The organism is Paenibacillus sp. EB106-05-06-XG162 (assembly GCF_058791655.1).
The window spans coordinates 300090-318824 of the sequence record NZ_JBYTDT010000006.1 but is presented as its reverse complement, the minus strand read 5'-3'; the positions used below and the strand labels follow the sequence as shown (position 1 = coordinate 318824).

General features: G+C 41.5%; 12 protein-coding genes and 2 pseudogenes. 10 read left to right on the top strand and 4 right to left on the bottom strand.

Annotated elements, in window-relative coordinates; genetic code table 11:
* From AC3WU2_RS16120 to AC3WU2_RS16105, 4 genes are all read left to right on the top strand, one after another.
* On the top strand, nt 1-441 hold a 441-nt coding region (locus AC3WU2_RS16120), incomplete at its 5' end, for a transposase (RefSeq protein WP_492455845.1).
* A 460-nt stretch (nt 442-901) separates the two neighbouring features.
* The gene (locus AC3WU2_RS16115) at nt 902-1279 is read left to right on the top strand and encodes a hypothetical protein (protein ID WP_492455843.1); all 378 of its coding nucleotides are present in this window, start codon (nt 902-904) and stop codon (nt 1277-1279) included.
* A gap of 183 nt (nt 1280-1462) precedes the next feature.
* The gene (locus tag AC3WU2_RS16110) at nt 1463-1735 is read left to right on the top strand and encodes a hypothetical protein (RefSeq protein ID WP_492455841.1); all 273 of its coding nucleotides are present in this window, start codon (nt 1463-1465) and stop codon (nt 1733-1735) included.
* A gap of 214 nt (nt 1736-1949) precedes the next feature.
* Nucleotides 1950-2456 (top strand): hypothetical protein, encoded by a 507-nt coding sequence (locus AC3WU2_RS16105; protein WP_492455839.1) that lies wholly within the window; start codon nt 1950-1952, stop codon nt 2454-2456.
* Nucleotides 2457-2826: 370 nt separating this feature from the next.
* Here AC3WU2_RS16105 and dnaA read toward each other — a convergent pair.
* Nucleotides 2827-3618, bottom strand: a pseudogene (dnaA, locus tag AC3WU2_RS16100) (chromosomal replication initiator protein DnaA); the annotation flags it as partial.
* Nucleotides 3619-4025: 407 nt separating this feature from the next.
* On the opposite strand from dnaA, the gene AC3WU2_RS16095 reads away from it, so the two are divergent.
* Nucleotides 4026-10322, top strand: coding sequence for an Ig-like domain-containing protein (locus AC3WU2_RS16095; protein WP_492455837.1), 6297 nt, complete (start codon nt 4026-4028; stop codon nt 10320-10322).
* Nucleotides 10323-10951: 629 nt separating this feature from the next.
* On the opposite strand, the pseudogene AC3WU2_RS16090 reads toward AC3WU2_RS16095, so the two are convergent.
* Nucleotides 10952-12154: pseudogene (locus AC3WU2_RS16090) on the bottom strand (IS110 family RNA-guided transposase).
* Nucleotides 12155-12629: 475 nt separating this feature from the next.
* Here AC3WU2_RS16090 and AC3WU2_RS16085 point away from each other — a divergent pair.
* Nucleotides 12630-12788: a hypothetical protein gene (locus AC3WU2_RS16085; protein ID WP_492455835.1), complete on the top strand. Its 159-nt coding sequence runs from the start codon at nt 12630-12632 to the stop codon at nt 12786-12788.
* An 889-nt stretch (nt 12789-13677) separates the two neighbouring features.
* A complete protein-coding gene (locus AC3WU2_RS16080) occupies nt 13678-14127 on the top strand; it encodes a hypothetical protein (protein ID WP_492455833.1) in 450 nt (149 codons plus the stop codon).
* 266 nt (nt 14128-14393) lie between these two features.
* Here the strand turns inward: AC3WU2_RS16080 and AC3WU2_RS16075 are convergent, their stop codons facing one another.
* Entirely contained in the window at nt 14394-15275 is an 882-nt protein-coding gene (locus AC3WU2_RS16075) for a GNAT family N-acetyltransferase (RefSeq protein ID WP_492455831.1), read from the bottom strand.
* A gap of 296 nt (nt 15276-15571) precedes the next feature.
* Between AC3WU2_RS16075 and AC3WU2_RS16070 the strand changes: the two genes are divergently transcribed.
* Entirely contained in the window at nt 15572-16027 is a 456-nt protein-coding gene (locus tag AC3WU2_RS16070; RefSeq protein ID WP_492455829.1) for an HIT family protein, read from the top strand.
* Between the two features lie 201 nt (nt 16028-16228).
* Here the strand turns inward: AC3WU2_RS16070 and AC3WU2_RS16065 are convergent, their stop codons facing one another.
* A complete protein-coding gene (locus AC3WU2_RS16065; RefSeq protein ID WP_492455827.1) occupies nt 16229-16444 on the bottom strand; it encodes a hypothetical protein in 216 nt (71 codons plus the stop codon).
* 279 nt (nt 16445-16723) lie between these two features.
* On the opposite strand from AC3WU2_RS16065, the gene AC3WU2_RS16060 reads away from it, so the two are divergent.
* Both AC3WU2_RS16060 and AC3WU2_RS16055 read left to right on the top strand, forming a co-directional pair.
* The gene (locus AC3WU2_RS16060; RefSeq protein ID WP_492455825.1) at nt 16724-17236 is read left to right on the top strand and encodes a P-loop nucleotide/nucleoside kinase family protein; all 513 of its coding nucleotides are present in this window, start codon (nt 16724-16726) and stop codon (nt 17234-17236) included.
* A gap of 160 nt (nt 17237-17396) precedes the next feature.
* On the top strand, nt 17397-18392 hold the full coding sequence (locus tag AC3WU2_RS16055; RefSeq protein WP_492455823.1) for a sigma-70 family RNA polymerase sigma factor: 996 nt from the start codon (nt 17397-17399) through the stop codon (nt 18390-18392).
* Nucleotides 18393-18735: the final 343 nt, after the last annotated feature.

Genomic DNA, 18735 nt, shown 5'->3' with positions numbered 1-18735 from the left:
ATTCCTTTTGTTCCGCAATTGTTGGCAATTAAAGGGATTGGCAGGGATACCATAGCTGGATTTCTCGCTGAAGTTGGTGACATCGGACAGTACCGACATCCGAAGCAGATCATAAAGCTCGCTGGGCTGAGTTTGAAAGAAAACACGTCAGGCAAACACAAAGGGCAGACCAAAATTACGAAGAGAGGCAGGAAGCGACTTCGTGCCTTGCTCTTCCGAGTCATGATGCCGTTGGTCGCCAAAAATGCAGCCTTTCGAGCCCTGTACGAGTATTACACCAAACGGCCGGATAATCCGTTGAAAAAGATGCAGTCCCTAATCGCCTTATGTAACAAGCTGATTCGAGTCTTGTTCGGCATTATGAAAAAGGGGCATGAGTTCAATGAAGTCAAGATGATGCAGGATATTCCTCGATTCGCAGCGTTACCGCAAGCAGCATAAATGAAGTCGTTATGAGATTTTGAGATCGTAGCAAGAACAGATAAAAGAAGCACGGATGAGTCGGAACGCAACTATCCTACGGACGAAGATCCTGTCGGGCAGCATATCTGACCTCCACCTCATGGACAGGTTGAATGAAGGAATGTGGGAGCGTAGACTCTGTGAGACATGGGAGGGTTGACCTCCATGAGCAGATGTGGAGATCCATAGGTGCAACCATATTTTACCTCAGGAACCACTTTTTACAGAGGGTGGTTTGGGTAAAGATCTTTTGCGCATTCAACAGCCCCACATTTTTCTTTATCTTCAATTTGGTTCCACTGAGAATTTATCTGTAAGCGGTCAAATTCTAAGGATACGTGAGCATTTAAGAGAAAAGCGTTTCTCCATAGAGGGAGGATAACACAATAAAGGAATCCCTAAACTTTGGTAGAATCAATGTTATTATGAGGTGAATTAGATGAACTTTTCGGACAGATTGACTAGCATTGATTTTACGGATTTTATGGGACAAAAAGTAACAGATATAACTGCTATTGGACTAGAATTACTAAACGTGAAGCTTGTAGATGGAAGCTTAAACGTGGAATGTTCTTGGAGATTAAGGGGTAAAACCGATATCCTGGTTGGTATTAATGAACGCAAAGAAACCGATTTTATATCTATATTGAAAGAACATTTAATGAATACACCAATCTCAAATATCAGCCACTTTGTAACAGGAGACTTATTAATCGAGTTTGGAGGACAATATTATTTGGATTTGTTTGCCGATTCATCAGTTTTTGAGCAGTACCAATTATATCGTGGAGAGAGATTGTTTTTAATTGGCAGGTAAGAATTCGCGTTGAACTAACGGGACACGATAGCTCAATAAAGACAGTGCAGCAGCCGATAATAAAGAGGCTGCTATTTTTGTTGAACTAAAGGGATGATAGTATTATTAAATTATAGAAGGTTGTGGAAGCAACAAGATGTGTTGCGATGGTAGATATCATAATATATTTATGGAGGAATATTAATGCAACTTGAAGAAGCAAGGTTTGGATGTAAGTATCTGTTGTTTGGATTTACCTCTCCTTTTGTTCAAGGAGGACTTAACGATTTATTAATTGGGTTTAATACAACTGATGAATTTGAGGAACGTTTCGTGGATTCGGAAGATGAAATTTCAGTGACTGGGTACGAAAACTATCAGGTGCTGTGTACTCAGATATCTCAAGCTGTGTATTTTGATTCAGAATCATCATTACTTGAATGGGTTCAGAATGGGTTTGTATTGACTAGCGGGTAAAGGCAATATGCGTTTTGAAGCATAATCAAAATATAATATTGGATGATTGAGCTAACGGGACACGATAGTTCAATCGCAACAAGAAGGCAGCCGATTATCGATTCGGTTGCTTTTTTCGTTACGCTAACGGGCAGATAGTTAAGTGGACTCTTAGTTAGAACAATAAACATCAATACGGTATTTAACCATATATATGGTAAAGTTTAATATGGAGGTGAGTGATATCAAATTATCGATTAAAGTAATACTTTCTTTTCTAATTGTAATTTTCGTTTCCTTTATCGTTTATTCTATTTATCTAATAAATAACTCACCCTTGGTAGTGGCAGTTATCGGATCATCGTTTGAAAAACGTGTTTTATTAGTGGAAGTCGGGAATAACAGTAGTCTTGCAAAGATTAGTATTAATGAAGTCCTTGTTAACAACAATAATGAGCCAACAAAAGTAATGATTCAGGTGAGCAATTCGTTGAAGGGATTTATCATTTCGAGAAATTTCGAGGGGCAAGAAGAAAGTAAGTACAATTTTAGAGATCTGAAATCAATAGGACTTCAAACCAATACAGATCCGCAAAAACAATTAGATAAAGTAAATAAGGGAACTGCTACTGAAGACGATAAGATATATGCTATTACAATTGACAATGATGAACTTATTCAGAAGGTAATAATTAAATACCGTTTTCTGTGGCTTTCATATAAAAAGGTTATCACGATTTAAAGAACGATATCACGTTACACTAACGGGACACTTTATCTCAATAAAGACACTACGGTAGCCGCGCCAGTATGACCGACTGCAGTTTTCTAATCTAATGGGCTAATGAGCCAGTTAGGTTTATCTGGATGAGCTCGTATTCTAATTTCTGATAAGCTTGAATAACCTTATACAGAACAGAATACTCCTCATGGGAGAGGGAGGTCCGGATGAAGAGTCATCTTATCAGGATCGGAGGAGATAGCATGAGCTTTCTGGAGATCCTTGCATTGCTCACGCTCCTAATAAAGATCATTGAGTTGACTCAAAAAAAGGACTAATTATTTTGTTCAGTAAATGGAGGGGCTTTTTAATGCTTCCTCCATTTTAATTGATCACGTCCTCCAAATGCTTCCCCAATTTTCGGTAATGAGGAATCTGTGAGTTCTCTGGAGAGGTACATTGCAACCTGCCTCGGAAAGGCCACAGCTTTTGTTCGCTTGCGCTCCTTAAATACTTCAGATCGCAACCCATAATATTCTTCTATATATTGCTGGATCTTAGGGATTGTCACAACTTGTGGGGGACAGGAGGGAATAATATCTTTTAAAGCATCTACTGCTAATTCAACGTTAATTTCCTGGCTAACTAGGGTAGAAAATGCAACAACACGAATGAGAGCACCTTCTAACTCACGAACATTTGTGTTGATATTGCTTGCAATGTATACCATTGCTTCATGAGGAATGTGAATATTCTCTGCCTTAGCTTTTTTTAACAAAATTGCAATTCTCGTTTCAAGGTCTGGAGGCTGAATATCTGTTATGAGACCCCATTCGAAGCGTGATCGTAATCTTTCTTCTAGTGTTTGAATTTCTTTAGGCTTCCTATCACATGAGATAATAATAGCTTTGCCTTCCTCTAGAAGAGAATTAAATGTGTGGAAGAGTTCTTCTTGTATTTGATCTTTACCAGCATTGAATTGAATGTCATCAATCAATTTAACATCAATATTTCGATACTTACTTCTAAAAGCTTCACCGCGGTTATTCATAATCGCATTGATAAATTCATTAGTGAATTTTTCCGATGTCAAATATAAAACATTAGCATTAGGATTGTGCTCTAATACATATTGTCCAATCGCATGCATTAAATGAGTTTTACCACGAAGAAATAAAGCGTTGTTCAGTGCAGGGAAATATTGGTTGATCGAGGGAAGAGGACCCAGAGGGTTTTCAAGAGGTTATCGATATTTTACAAGAATTTAATCTAAAACATTCAGAATCATTAACTATCATTGGTCTTTAGAAAATATAAAAGTATAAATCAAATTAAACCATTAGAAGGGAATGAACAAGATTTGATCGATTCAGGAATACTCACCCTTTACATTGTTAGAAGGGGCATTCAAACAAACTTCAGGGAGAGGTGAGGAAAAGAGGCTGCATGTTCAGTTTCAAGCAAAGGTTGTCCTATAATGCATTTTGGTGCATAAGATAAGGACTTTTTTTTATTATGTTAGGTTAAGCGCTTAACTCATATCTGAGGAGGAACGAGATGTTGTGCTTAAGAAACAAAAAGTGGATAAGCATGATGACAGTTATATCTCTATTGCTCTGCCTTGTTGTACCGAATGGCGTTGTATTAGCGGATGAAGCCAATACGGCTCCTGCTGATTTAGGATTAGTAGGGGAATGGAAGTTTGAGAGTATGGTTGGAGGTGTAACGCCTGACACCTTCTTGAACAATGATATTGTAGTTTCGAAGGCTGCACAGGGAAGCGGTAAATTCGGTAAAGGTTTACTGCTTAACGGATATGACAGCTATGCTACGATACCGAATCATAACTTAATCAATACAGGCAGCGATTTCTCATTGAGCATGCTTGTTAATTTCGACTCTACATATACGAATCGGGACGTGGTGCTGGTACAGCAGCAAGGGGGAAGCAACACAACCTTGCTGAAGCGCAGACCCGATGGTCGTATGGAATCATCACTCGGCGGAGTAGCCACAATTGGAGCAACTCCAATCGAACCGAAAAAGTGGTACCATGTCGCGCTTGTGCGTGAAAGCGGAACAGTGAAGTTGTACGTCAATGGCGCCTTGGACATGACGACAGACAATACACAGATGGACTCGAATACAGGGGAAATCAGACTTGGTGCGGATACATTCCCGGATTCATCTAATGCGTGGCCTGGATATATCGATGAGGTTCAAGTGTATGACCGGGCATTGACGGATAAGCAAATACAGCAGGCGCCAGGACTGGTCTGGCCGGCGATTACGCTCAGTGGCAGCGCAGAGATGACGCTGTCTACCAATGATGCATATGTTGAAGCCGGAGCGACAGCGACTGATGCTGTAGACGGCGACCTTACAGCTAGTATCCAAAAGACAGGCCATGTCGACACGAGTAAGGGTGGTATTTATACCATTAAATATACGGTGTCGAGCAGTCGGGGAGATAGTGCAACTAAAGTGCGGACCGTCAAGGTGGTCCCACCCAAGACGCTGTCTCGCGCAAGTCGGGTATTGATTGATAGAGGGCTGCAAATGCAGACATGGATGCCTACAGAGGAAATGGGCAGACCATTCGCAACGCCAGAGGAATGGAAAGGAAGTAATTTTACAACGGCTACTTATTACGAATGGCCTCTTTACAACAAAAGTTTCCATAAAGCTTTACCGGATACGCAATGGTCACTCGTTCATGGTATAGACGGAGGTCCCAAAGATGCCGATAAGAATGGGTTTCTCACCCCGGATCAAGCAGCGAATGTAAACAACTTAATTACGATCTCGTTTGGGGATGAACAATCATATAGCGAGGATATTTTGAAGACATTCACGGATTGGTTCAAGCTGAGTCATCAGTTATATCCGAATGTACTTGCCCATAGCAATCAGCAGTCACGTCAGTGGCAGAGAGATAGCTTCGAAACGTACATTAAAACGGCAGAACCTGATTTGCTCACTTTTGATGATTATACGTTTTCGATGGGAGGTACGGATAAAAATCTGTTCACAACCGTACTTAACAATATTAATGATCAACGAACGATCGCCTTGGGAGGCTACGATAGAACAGGCCAAAGCCCGATTGCTTTTGGTCAATATTTGCTAGGCTTCAAGACAGGCCAGGAACCGGCTGAAGTTGGTCCGTATATTATTACAGAGTCACAAGTGTACGGTATACCATTTGCAACACTAACGCTGGGTGGGAAATGGCTGAGTATGTTCCGCTGGGAATATGATAGCAGGTATTTCTTATTCTTTGATAAAGATAGGAAGCCTACGCCGCAATATTATCAGTATGCAGAAATGGCCCGCCAAATTAAAAACCTAGGACCGCATCTGGTGAGATTGAACAGTACGGATGTATTTACGGTACCTGGTCAATATAAGGATGCAAGCGGGGCAGTTGTAAACAATAAAACACCGAAAGAAACACCTGTACTTAATAAATTTAACAGGCTTACGCACCCTTACTTAAGAAACATGACTGTCAAAAATAACGGCATAGAAAATAACGGACTAAATGGCGATGCACTTATCGGATTTTTTGATCCGCTTCCGGATACGCAATCATTCTTCGGATCAACGGATATGGAATACTTTATGGTTATGAACGGATTGACGACAGGAAACGGACTCCTGCCGGATCAGCAGCACGGATCAGGCGCTGAGACGAAACAAACCATAACGGTTGAGCTGAATTTGGCTAAATATACGCCAGATGCTATTAAAAGAGTGAGCAGAGAAACAGGCAAGCTGGAGGCGGTTGCGCTTAAATCTCTCGGCGGTAACCGTTATCAGCTGAACGTAACGCTGAATGGCGGCGTGGCGGATTTGTTCCAGTTAGACAAAACGAAGGTCAACTCTAGTTACGTAGCTTTGGAGTCAGCCAGCCTACCTAGTAAGTTAGAGCTCAATCCAGGCGAGACTAGCGCTCTAAGCCCGGTTGTGTCACCTGCTAGCGCGACGGAAAAGGGCGTGGAGTGGAGTTCCTCCAACGAGAGCATCGCGAGAGTTGATGCAAACGGCAATATTACGGCTGTAGCTGGAGGGAAAGCTTTCATAACAGCTACAACTGTCGATGGTAACAAAATGGCTAGGATTGAGGTTACGGTGTCATCAATGGCGATACCGGTCACAGGGATCACGGTAAGTCCTGCGGATGTTACGCTTTATAGCGAGGATTCAGTGAAACTGACAGCATCCATTATCCCGGATTATGCAACGAATAAAGCGTATGTGTGGTCAAGCAGCGACGAGACAATTGCAAGTGTGGATCAGACGGGTAATGTAACTGCTGTTGCGCCAGGTAAGGCTACGATTACGGCTACGACCGTTGACGGGAGCTTCACAGGGACTAGCTCCATTACGGTGCTCGATGCATCTAGTGAAGCATCGATGTCGGAGTTAATCGTCAATGGAGGAAGCGCGGATCTTTCTTTTAACAGCAATAAGTTGGATTATACATTCACCCTTAATGCAAGCGTGGATACAATGACGCTGCAGCCTCGGTTGAAGAACAGCAAAGGAACAATAGAAGTAAATGGTACGAAGGTGAACAGCGGCCAATTGATTACAGCCAAAGTTCCACTGGGCAACAGCAAGATCGTATTCGTTACGAAAGCGGTTGACGGAATCACGTCAAAAACGTATACCGTTACGGTGAAACGCAACAAGAACGTTGCGCTTGAAGCGAAAGCCGCTCGTGCGACTTTTACGGAACACGGTACTAATTGGAATATTGATACGAATGATTACACGGAGGGTGCGAATTTACCGTCTGCGATGATTGATGGCAAAGTCGAAACGTATTTCCAAAGCGCGAGAATAGAAGAGTTAAACCCAAAAGGTGAATTTAATCCGGCTCATAAGATTTTGCTGGAATGGGATGAGAATAATCTTCAGGACTTCAATAAACTTGTACTCGTTGTCAACAAAGCACAGCGGCAAGGATTAACGGTTCTGGACATTACGACGACCGAGGACGGAAAAACTTGGGATGAGTTAAATTCGAACAAATTAACCTGGCAGACTGATAGCGAGGATGAGTACGAGCGTATTACGATTGATTTGGCCGACTATAAAGCGCACTATGGGCCTGATTACAAAGGTATAAGAGGCATTTATATACTGCTGTGGAAAGCCAACTTGAATGAAGATAAGCGTTATGCCATATCCGAGATGGAACTCTACAATGATAAGGATGCGACGGAACCAGTAGCATTGTCGTTATCTGATATTCCGGCAACCGGGGTGAAGGTGAATCCGCCGTCTGCCGAGCTTCTTATTCATGGAACGACGAAGCTGACTGCTGTGTTTGAGCCGGTAAATGCGACCAACAATTCCGTTCAGTGGAGCAGCAGTGACGAGCGTGTTGCAACCGTTAACGGAAGCGGTATGGTTACTGCCATAAGTGCGGGAACGGCGATCATAACGGCAAAAGCAGGGGAAGGCGGCCTTCTTACTTCTTCAAGTACGATTAAGGTGATGAATCCAGAAAGTGATGCGTCGCTATCAGCGCTGCTGGTGAACGACGGTAGTACGAATATTGATTTTAATAGCAATAAAACCGAGTATACGATTAACATCGCTCAGGGCGCGGACACCCTAACATTGAAACCTACGATGAGTAAAGCTGACAGTACGATGAAGATCAACGACATTGCAGTTACTGCAAATCAATGGGTCACGGCTAAGGTACCGATGGGTAACAGCAAAATCCATATCGTCGTTACTGCAAAAGACGGAGTAACGATCAAGACGTACACCATTACGGTGAAACGAAATAAGAATATTGCACTTGAAGCGACGGTGGTCAATGCAACATACAACAATCATGGACGTGATTGGAGTGCCACCGATTACGACAACAAGAGCGAGCATTCACCGCTTAAGATGATCGATGGTGACGATAATACGTATTTCCAAAGTGCAAGCATGCCAATATTAAACGGAAAAGGTGAATTTGATCCTCCGCATCGGCTTATGTTGCAGTGGAATAGTGATGATCTCAAAGATTTCAATAAACTAACTTTGGTCGTTAATAAAGCACAACATCAAGGATTGAAGGTGCTGGATATTTCGACGACAGAAGATGGGGAGGAATGGCAAGAGACCAAATCTAGCGTCTACCTAACGTGGGAAACGGACAGCCCGGATACTTATGAACGGGTAACGATCGATTTGCCTGATTACAAGGAAATTTACGAGCACGAAGGACATGAATATAACGGATTAAAAGGTATTTATATATCTCTTTGGGCTGCGAACTTGGATGATACAGACCGCTACGCCATCTCCGAATTTGAACTGTACAATGAGAAGGATGCGACAGAACCGATAGTATTGACGGTAAACAATCCTGTGGCAACTGGTGTAACGGTGAACCCGCCATCAGCAGAACTTCTTATTCATGCAACGGTGAAGCTGAAAGCGGTATTTACACCAGCAGATGCGGTCAATACTCCGGTTCAATGGAGTAGCAGTGACGAGCGTGTTGCTACCGTCGATGGGAATGGAAATGTTACTGCGATTGGTGTAGGAACGGCCATCATCACGGTAACGGCGGGGGAAGGCAATCATCTTACCGCGTCAAGTACAATTACGGTAAAGCCTGATCCAGTAAAGCCAGATCCAGAAAATCCGTATCCATACTACTCTCCGGTAACGCCACCTACAGTGATTGTAGAAAAAGGCTCAATCAACTTGGTTGTGACGAAGGTAGATGCAGCAACTGGTGAAGCGAAAGCAGCCGTTGTCATTACGGACTGGAATAAGGCAGTTGAAACGGCTTCAACAGATGCAGCTGGCGTCAAAGTCATCAAAATTGACGTTCGGAAAGCAGATGGTGCAAAATCCTATGTCATCGAGCTTCCGAAAGAGGCAATTGCCTCGAATGATGTCAAGACGAGGATTGAGCTTTCCACAGAATTCGGAACAATTAGTGCTCCAGCTACTATGCTGAATTCCATGGATTTGACGGGTGTGAATAGCATTGCGCTGTCTATAGCTGCTGGGGATATATCATCATTGGATCCTGCTGTGAAGACGCAAATCGGTAATCATCCAGTTATCGAGCTTAGCGTCAAAATCGATGGGAAAACGGTTGATTGGAGCAATCCGAAAGCTCCGGTGAAAGTATCGATCGCTTATAAGCCTACGGCGGAAGAATTAGCCGATCCAGAGCATATTATTGTATGGTACATCGACAGCACAGGTAAAGCCTTGTCGGTACCTAGTGGCAAATATGATCCGGTAACAGGTATGGTTACGTTTATGACTAACCACTTCAGTAAATATGCGGTAGTTTTCGTCCACAAAACATTCAATGACATCGGTGGCTTATCATGGGCGAAAAAACAAATTGAAGTAATGGCATCCAAAGGAATCATCAACGGAACATCAGAAAACGCATTTGCCCCGAAAGAAACGATAACGAGAGCTGATTTTGTTGCGCTTCTCGTGCGGGCGCTTGAGCTGAAGGCTGATGGTATCGAGACGAACTTCTCCGATATTCCTGCTTCCGCCTATTATTATAAGGAAGTAGCAATTGCCAAGAAGCTAGGAATCGCTACCAGCACGGGAGATGGCAAATTCAACCCGTTGCAGCCGATATCCAGGCAAGATGCGCTTGTACTGCTTCATAAGGCGATGAAGGTCGCTGGCAAACCGATCGTTGACGGATCTGCTTCTGATCTGAATCGTTTTGTCGATAAAGGAGAAATTGCTTCATACGCACTAGATCGTATAGCTGCACTTGTCCATAGTGGCATTGTTAAAGGAGACGGCGTCTCTGTTCATCCAATAGCTACTTTGACTAGAGCTGAAGGGGCAGTCATGCTGTACGATATGTACAATAAAGAATAATTTGCTTATCTAATCAAGCTGTTCCTCAGTCATTTTGATGACTTAGGGGCAGCTTTTTTTGTTGCCGGGATGTTGATGTGAGAGGTTGATGATCTAATGACTGAGCTAGCGTTTAAGAAGTTGAGAGTATCCTTTTAGGAAGGGGATAGTACGTAGAATTTGACTAAAAAAATGAATGGAAATACGATTTTTGATTTCGTCTACTTTTCCATATCTACAGCTTTCTCATAAGACAATGAATAAGAAGCAATACTACTTGTATAATTTCGTATCTCAAGGAAAAAGGAGGTCCCCTTGGAAACCCATCTGTTCCCCATCAAGATTGCATTCATCGCCTTTCCCTTCATTGCCTTCTTACTAACACTGCCCTTTTTAATCTACAATTACAGGCGCTACGGTTAGCTTCCATTAAGTCAAGGCTCTCGCCAAGGACACTATAGTTTAATAAATAACTAAATCGCGGCAGCTGGCAATAGATCGGCAGCCGCGTTTCGCTATTCCAGCTAATAGCTTGTCAATATTTAATTATTAATGGTCGATTCCAAGAGTGGTATACTTAAAAAAAGATATGACAAATAACCGTCCCTTCGGCACAGGAATTTATTTCATCTTTTTCTATTTCATGCTGATCATTCTAGCCGAAATGCTTCTTTTGAAGTCAAGATGGCAAAAATCCAGTGAATGAGTTTGTTTACACAAGCAATTACCGCTACTTTGAATAGCTTTCCTTCCGCACGCTTTTTATCGTAGTAAGCTCTTAATTTCTTGTTTCTATTACTACGAATACCACATCGCACAGCTTGATACAGGGCTGTACGAAGCCTTCTGGAGCCATGTTTCGTGATTCTATTTTGGGTTGCCACAAACTTACCTGAAGCAAATACACTGGGATCAACACCAGCAAAGGCCACCAGCTTCTTTGCGTGATCGAACCGATCGATTTCCCCGATCTCGGCCAAAATTGTTGCAGCAATTTTAGTACCAATACCGGGTATCGATTGGATTAAATCATATTCAAGTAACTCTTCTGCCAGGGCATCTATCGATTTATTAAGGGATGTTAGATGGTCCTGGTATTGAAGAAGTAACTTAATCAGCAGCTGCATGGAGATCAAATGACTTGGAAAAGCCGTCTCCTTAAAGGGATTCCGCCTTGCTGCAGCCGCTAGGATTTGAGCGCGTTCCAAACACCATGAGGCGGATCTGCCGTGTCCAGTAAGACGTTGAATTTCAGTTGTAATTTCCTTCTCGGACATTTCTAGGACCCCTTTAGACGTCGGGTGTAAGGCTAGAAACCGAAGCGAAACTTTCGAATAGAGGTTACCGAACACGCCATGGTATTCAGGAAAAACCTGATCTAGAATAGCCTGGAACTGCAGCTTCGCTTGAACATACATACCCGTTAAAGATTCATGCTGACGAGTGAGAAAGCGTAAATTCATGAGATGCTGACCCCGTTTTTTGAGGGGTTCAAACTCTTCTTTATAGAACAGCGCCCCAAGTTGATAGGCATCAGCAGCATCCGTCTTGACCCGTCTCAAATTAGTTTTTTTTGCTTCATATGAGATTAACGGATTAATGACGATGTACAGATACTGGTGCTCATCCAGAAACTGAACAACAGGGCTATGATAATGGCCTGTTGCCTCCATTACGATGCAAGGGCTCATCCCTGCAGCTGATTCCACTGCTCTAACATAATTAAGAAAAGACGATAATCCCTCTAGATCATGATTAAATCTAAAGATTTTCCCATGAGGTACTCCACGGTCTAAAAAAGCTTATGCATGGCTCTCTCCCTTGGACACATCCAAACCAATGACTGGATTCATGACATCACTCCTGTAGTATTTTCACCGGCAACCCCTAACCTTCTTGTCTTCCATACTATCGCATGTGATACGGGATCAACGTCCCAACCAGCCTAACCATGGTTGAACAAGTAGGGGGAATGAACAGAATAGCTCTCGGGATCAAAGTCCCACGGGCAGAAACGTTCGATCCCCGGCTACCGCTATCTTACGACCACACAAAAATGAGGTCCACCAGAAAGATCTGGTGACCTCATAATACGAACGGGCAGGATAGTTCAAAAGTTTCGCGAATACCCTACATATGGAATTGTTTACGAAGTTCGTGAATAAAACGTTATCTGCAATTCCTGCAAACATGTATTAAAAGCCTTAAATAACTAAAACGGTTTCATAACCATTCATACACATTCAGTTACAGCGGTTCTGGAGTTTGCCCATGTTTCAAAAACAGAAAAAATCACAATAGAAAAAATCGAAAGGAAGAGGATCAATTATGCAAAAAGCAATAATAGTTTATTTTTTAACCGAAAAGAAAAACAATCTTGAAGAACTGAATAATTTATTATCTGAGGGTTGGAAAGTAGTAAGTCAAAGAGCGATGAGTGATGGAGGAAACAATGCAGCTATGTCCTTAGTAATTGTTGAAAAATAAATGTAAGGGATCAAAGACTAAAGAACACATTGGTTGTTATTCAAGATGGCAGAAACAGTAGATAACAATGTATTCACGCTTCGGGCCTTTCGTCCCTCGGTCCGTCGGAGGGCTTTCGAGGAAGCGGAATCAGGCGGACACACCTGCGAGGCTAAGTCCTGTCGGACCCGGCAGCTATGCTGCCTTAAGCCTCTCGGCGTCGTGAATACGGTAACGTTAGCTGAAATACCCGAATAATCAAAAGAATATAATAAACAAAACGCAAACAATGCTTTAATAAATTTTCTAAAAAATAGTATTTATAGAAAGGAACAAAAAGGATGAAAAATCTCATAAACAAAATAAGAACATTTATTTGGAAGTACTATGACAAACTTCAACACTTAATAATGACAATTGTTGTATTAGGGATAATTGACCTTTTTGCTTATTATGAATTGGCAATTTCGTTGATGTCTGCACTAGCACCTGAATTAGCTCCGATCATAGGTTTGATTTTTGTATGGTTAATTTATAAAGGGATAAAAAAATTTATTCAACTACAGAAAAACAAGAAGTATACATTTATTTTTTAAACCCATAACAACACATTTGGATAATTCGAGGAAGCGGGGTACTTCAGCTAAACATCATATCTACGCCGCGTCGCTACGCTCCTTGGTCTGCCCGATGCATTTCGAGGAAGGGATGTCAGGCAGACAACCCTGCGTGGCTAAGTCCGTCGGACCTGGCGCGTAATGTCGATTAAGCTAACGGGACACGATAGCGCAATAAACTACACCACGAGGATGCCGCATATTGAACGGCATCCTCGTTCAGCTAACCGGCAGGATTGTATAATCGCTTCACGAATCATTTAACTAAGAAATAAATAATTATGGGTGATTGAATGAGCATAGATGATTATAAAAACAATGATGATTTACAACTTTATGATTCAGTCATAAAAAAACTTATTATTGACCACGAAAACAAACAGATTGTGGTTCACTTTTTAAAAGTGGTTGGACGGATTGACCGAAGTAAACATAGTTTCACATACAAGGTTAAGGAGGCAATATTAACGTTCTCTGGTGTTGTGTACGCTAATTTGCCTTATTGCATGGAATTTGATGAGTGGAGCGAATTTTATCGTTCTGCAATAGTTAAGTCATCACGAATACTTGAAAGAGTACCCGAACGTGCAAAATCAAATAAACAATTACAACATATTTATTTAGGTATTGATAACGGCAACGAGTATAATCAACAGGACATTGTCTGTGCAAGTTATTCAATGGATTTAGGACCAGACGAATTCGTTTTACATGATGATTTTGAATGGTTATTCGAGGATTAAGACGAAATTTTTGTTGATTGAACTAACGGGACACGATAGTACAAAGACAACAGGCTGCCGGAACGGCAGCCTGTTCAGCTAATGAGCAGGGGGGGATCATGCACGACTAAGGTTCTATAAGCCCCAGGCATCAGAAAAATGGGAGTGGTTATAAAAATGTTGAATGTCATTGGGCACAGGAAGCGGTCAATGACATGGGTTCACGTTTAATTGGACCCTCTCAGTTGTCATGAATCTGATGATAAAGGTGATAAAAGTAATTTATACTACCATACTTTTGACCATTTCTCACGATTGCAAACAGTTGCGAAACCTATATTATGATAGAACTCACGACTGCCTCCGAAACAATAGGTTACTCCATATTTTTGAGTACGTTTCATGGCTTCGGTTAACGCAATCGTAGCGAGGCCCATACGGCGGTAACGTGGGTCAGTTGCAAGAGGCTCGAGGTAAGCAAAACCATTAACCCCATCTATCCACATTCCTGCAAAACAGGCATATTCTCCGTTTGGTGCTTTAATAATTGTTGTTAAGTCTTTTCGAAAATGTGGTCCACTCTGCATAAGCATTCTGCAATCCACATCATCATCAGGTTCATCCCCATGGTCAAAACCCCGCCATAATACATCGTTAATTTTCCGGATATCATTTTCATCCTCTAACGATATCAAGGTAAATCCCTCTGGTAATAAACGTTCACGAAATCCATTATCATAATTAAAGATAGTAACTGGCGATTTGGAAACTTGGTTATATCCTTTTTGTAAGAGTTCTTCTTTTAGCTGATCTTCATAGTCAAAAATCCAGATATCAAGATTTTTTTGATTATTACTCACTTTGAATAATTCATTTTCCGCATAATCGATCATAAGCGGCTTCATTTGCTCGTAATGGTTTTTTGTAATAAAGTAACATTCACCTATATTCATTTCGTAACAAGCAACAGCAATGATTTCCCCGTTCTCCTCCCATACATCGAATCTATGGGTCAGACTGTGATTGAAACTTGGGTGTGTATGGGCATATTCCCAGAATGGTTGCGAGATATTTCCATTAAGCTGGTATTTTTTAAAGTTTTGTCGGATGAATTCATTGACTCTTTCAAAATCAGAAAATAATTTATATCTCCTTAGTGTGATACCCATTAATTGTTCCTCCAAGATAATATTGTCTATCGGTTATTTTGTTGTACATTTCCTCAAAGGTTATGTAACAATAATATCCAGTTAATATAAGGGAGTCGAGGGGGAATATTTTTATAAATAATACTTGCCATAACAGCTAGTACGGTGAACCGTATCATAGAAGAAGTACGAATCATTAAGCAAACGGGCAGTATTCGATAACAAAAATCCATGAACTAATAACAATTCTCCATTTATCTCCTATTGGAAAAAGGATATATTGTTTTCAAACAATAAGATTAAGGATGGTGATGTAAATGGAAAATTGCCTTATTTGTAATCGAATCAATATGATAAAAGAAGATACAAATAAGTATTTTGTAGCAGAATTAGAAACAGGGTACGTGGTAATAGGAGACCACCAATATTTCGAAGGCTATACACTATTTCTCTGCAAAGATCATAAGTGTGAACTTCACGAACTAAATAGAGAATTTAAGGAAAAGTATCTTGTGGAAATGAGCATAGTATCTGAAGCCGTATTTAATGCTTTCAAACCAGATAAGTTAAATTATGAACTTCTTGGCAATGGTGATTCTCATATGCATTGGCACATTTTCCCGAGAAGACTGACTGAACCAACCCCAAAGTTTCCTGTTTGGTGGACACCTAAAGAAATCATGTATGCAGATGATGTTAAACCCAGCGATGAAGCATTGGAGGCGATGAAGAAAAAGTTATTACATGAGTTGAACTTTTTAATATTGAACTAACGGGACACGATAGTTCAATTAAGACATGAAGGCAGCCGGCCAGAATACGGTTGCTTTCTGCGCTATGTTTCCGGCAGCTCTAGTTGTCCTAACTATGCGGTGGTAGAAATGATTCATCAAGAATCCAATACTCGATTAGCGAATCAAGGTTATATTGATAGTTTAATATTTAAACATTGCCGAACTGTGACAAGAACATACCTATTCAACAATCGCTTCTAGAGCTTCTGTGGCAATGGTCTTGGATGCCTCGTTACCTTGCTCTGAACTCTCCGCAATGGTGTGCAGCGCTTTCTTGGCGATCTCCATCTGTGCGGTCAAACGGTCAACCATTTTGGCAAGATCGATGGTAAAGTCGTCTGTTAACTCGCCATTGCCTATTAAGACGACCGCAGTAAATTCGAATCTATTCTTCATTTTTATTTATCTCCTTCAGCTTGATTTCATTGCCGACGTAATCGGCCCCAATAGACGTAGGCTGGAATCCGATGCAATTCCCGTTGGGCCCATATTAAAATCATATGCTACCAAATGCTACTTTGTAAATAATTTCCTTTTTCCCCATCCTCACTGACGCGGCATCTTACGTTATCCTAACAGGGGACTATAGCTTAAAAAAATAACGAAAACTCGGCTGCCGACTTAGATCGGAGCTGCGTTTCGCTAACGGACAGTTTTGTGAAGGAGGCGAGTTTAATGCTATATATATTTAGCGGGTTGCCAGGCACCGGGAAGTCCACGTTATCGTCAGCATTGGCTAGAGAGTTACAGGCCGCGTATCTCCGGGTTGATGTCGTCGAGCAGGCTATGCGGGATGCTGGAACGTGGGTCGATGGACCTGCGGGTTACATCGTGTGTTATGCGATTGCATCGCAGAATCTCCAGTTGGGCCTCGATGTGATAGCAGATACAGTCAATCCCATCCAAGTAACGCGCCAAGCTTGGCGCAACGTAGCGGAATCTCTTGAAACTCCGTTTGTGGAAATCGAAGTGGTCTGCTCTGACGATCGTGAACACAGGCATCGCATCGAAACACGTGTAGCCGATATTCCCGGCTTTGTTCTACCCACGTGGGAGAAGGTCAGGAACCGACAGTACGATGCTTGGGACCGAGATCACATCGTCATCGACACAGCTCATCAAACTGTGGCCGAAAGCTTGACGACGTTATGTGAACAGTTGGATCGGGAGCGTAGAAAATTTAGTTGATTACACTAACGGAGAACGATAGTTCAATTCTCAATAGGAAAGGGCAGCCAATATTACGGCTGCCTTTTCCCCGCTAACGGGCAAAAACATGAAAATTCATAAACAAATTTGAATGTTTTTCATCAATTATTCCGTCTTTAATAATAGAGGGGGTGAAATCATGGAAGATCTACTCGAGACTGATCTTGTACGAAAATCTTCATACGGTGATCAAGAGGCCTTCACCAAACTGGTTCGACAATACTCAAACGTTTTATACGGAGTTGCTTACAGTCAAGTGAACGACTTCCATTTAGCACAAGACATTACACAAGAAGCCTTTGTTAAAGCATGGTATAAAATTGATCAACTTGCAGACACGGGCAGATTTGGGGCTTGGTTAATCCATATTACGAAAAATCTGTGCAAAGATCATTATCGTAAGCAGAGAGTGCATGAACTGCCTCTTAAAGAGGCGGAAGATATTCCCAATGAGTTATCATTAGAAGATCAGATAAAGCTTCAATTAGATATGCAAGAGGTATGGGAAGCATTCGATGTACTAGATGAGAAATATCGTACCCCGACACTTATGCATTTTATCGGGGGTTATAAAGCGAAAGAAATAAGTCTTTTACTTGGTATTCCGTTACGTACAACTGAAACTCGTATTAGAAGATCCAAGTCAATTTTAAAGCAGGAGTTGATTGAGTTGGTCGAAAAAAGTGCTCAAGACATAAAACTGGGTGAAGATTTCGTCGGCAAAGTAAAAGCACGAATTAAAAATGCGTTGCAGGTGAGATTAGTCACGAACCTTTCCGAAGCACAGAATTATTATCAAGAAGTATTAGGCTTTACGGTTGATGGATGGGGTCATGTAGAACGTGACGGTGTAGGTTTTTTGCTCCAACAAGCGCAAGGGCCTGATGATGTCCGCCCCAATAATAAGCCAGCTAAAAATAGTTACACTCAAGACTGGCCAGGACCACCAACGAGCTGGGATACTTATGCATATTCTGATTACGACGGCGTACAGTCGTTGTATGAGGAATTCCTTTCAAGAGGGGCTGCGATCGCATATGCTCCACAAATAGAGGATATGGGTGAAAGGAAGTGGAAGGAGTTCGCAGTAAAAGATCTGGACGGGTATGTTATCGTTTTTGGTGGGGGTAATTAATCCATTAGAGTAACGTGACACTTTAGTTGAATAAAATTCAATGTTGAGCAGGCTACAGCAGTCTGCTCATTTTTTTAAGCTAACTACTATTCAGGACATGTTAAATAGTGTATGACACTATTTAACAACTCTTATAGAATAAGGGCTAAAACCAACTTATCTACATATGTACAAAATACGGGTTTTGTGAAGAAGTATATATAAACAATGACATTTATAGTGTTTTACACATTTTGCCACATGTCAAATTTCTCATTTACTTATGTATACACCCCCGCCAATAATTGACTCTTTTTATTTCATCACTCTCATCATTCGTCTGTCAGCATAATAGATTTTTGCA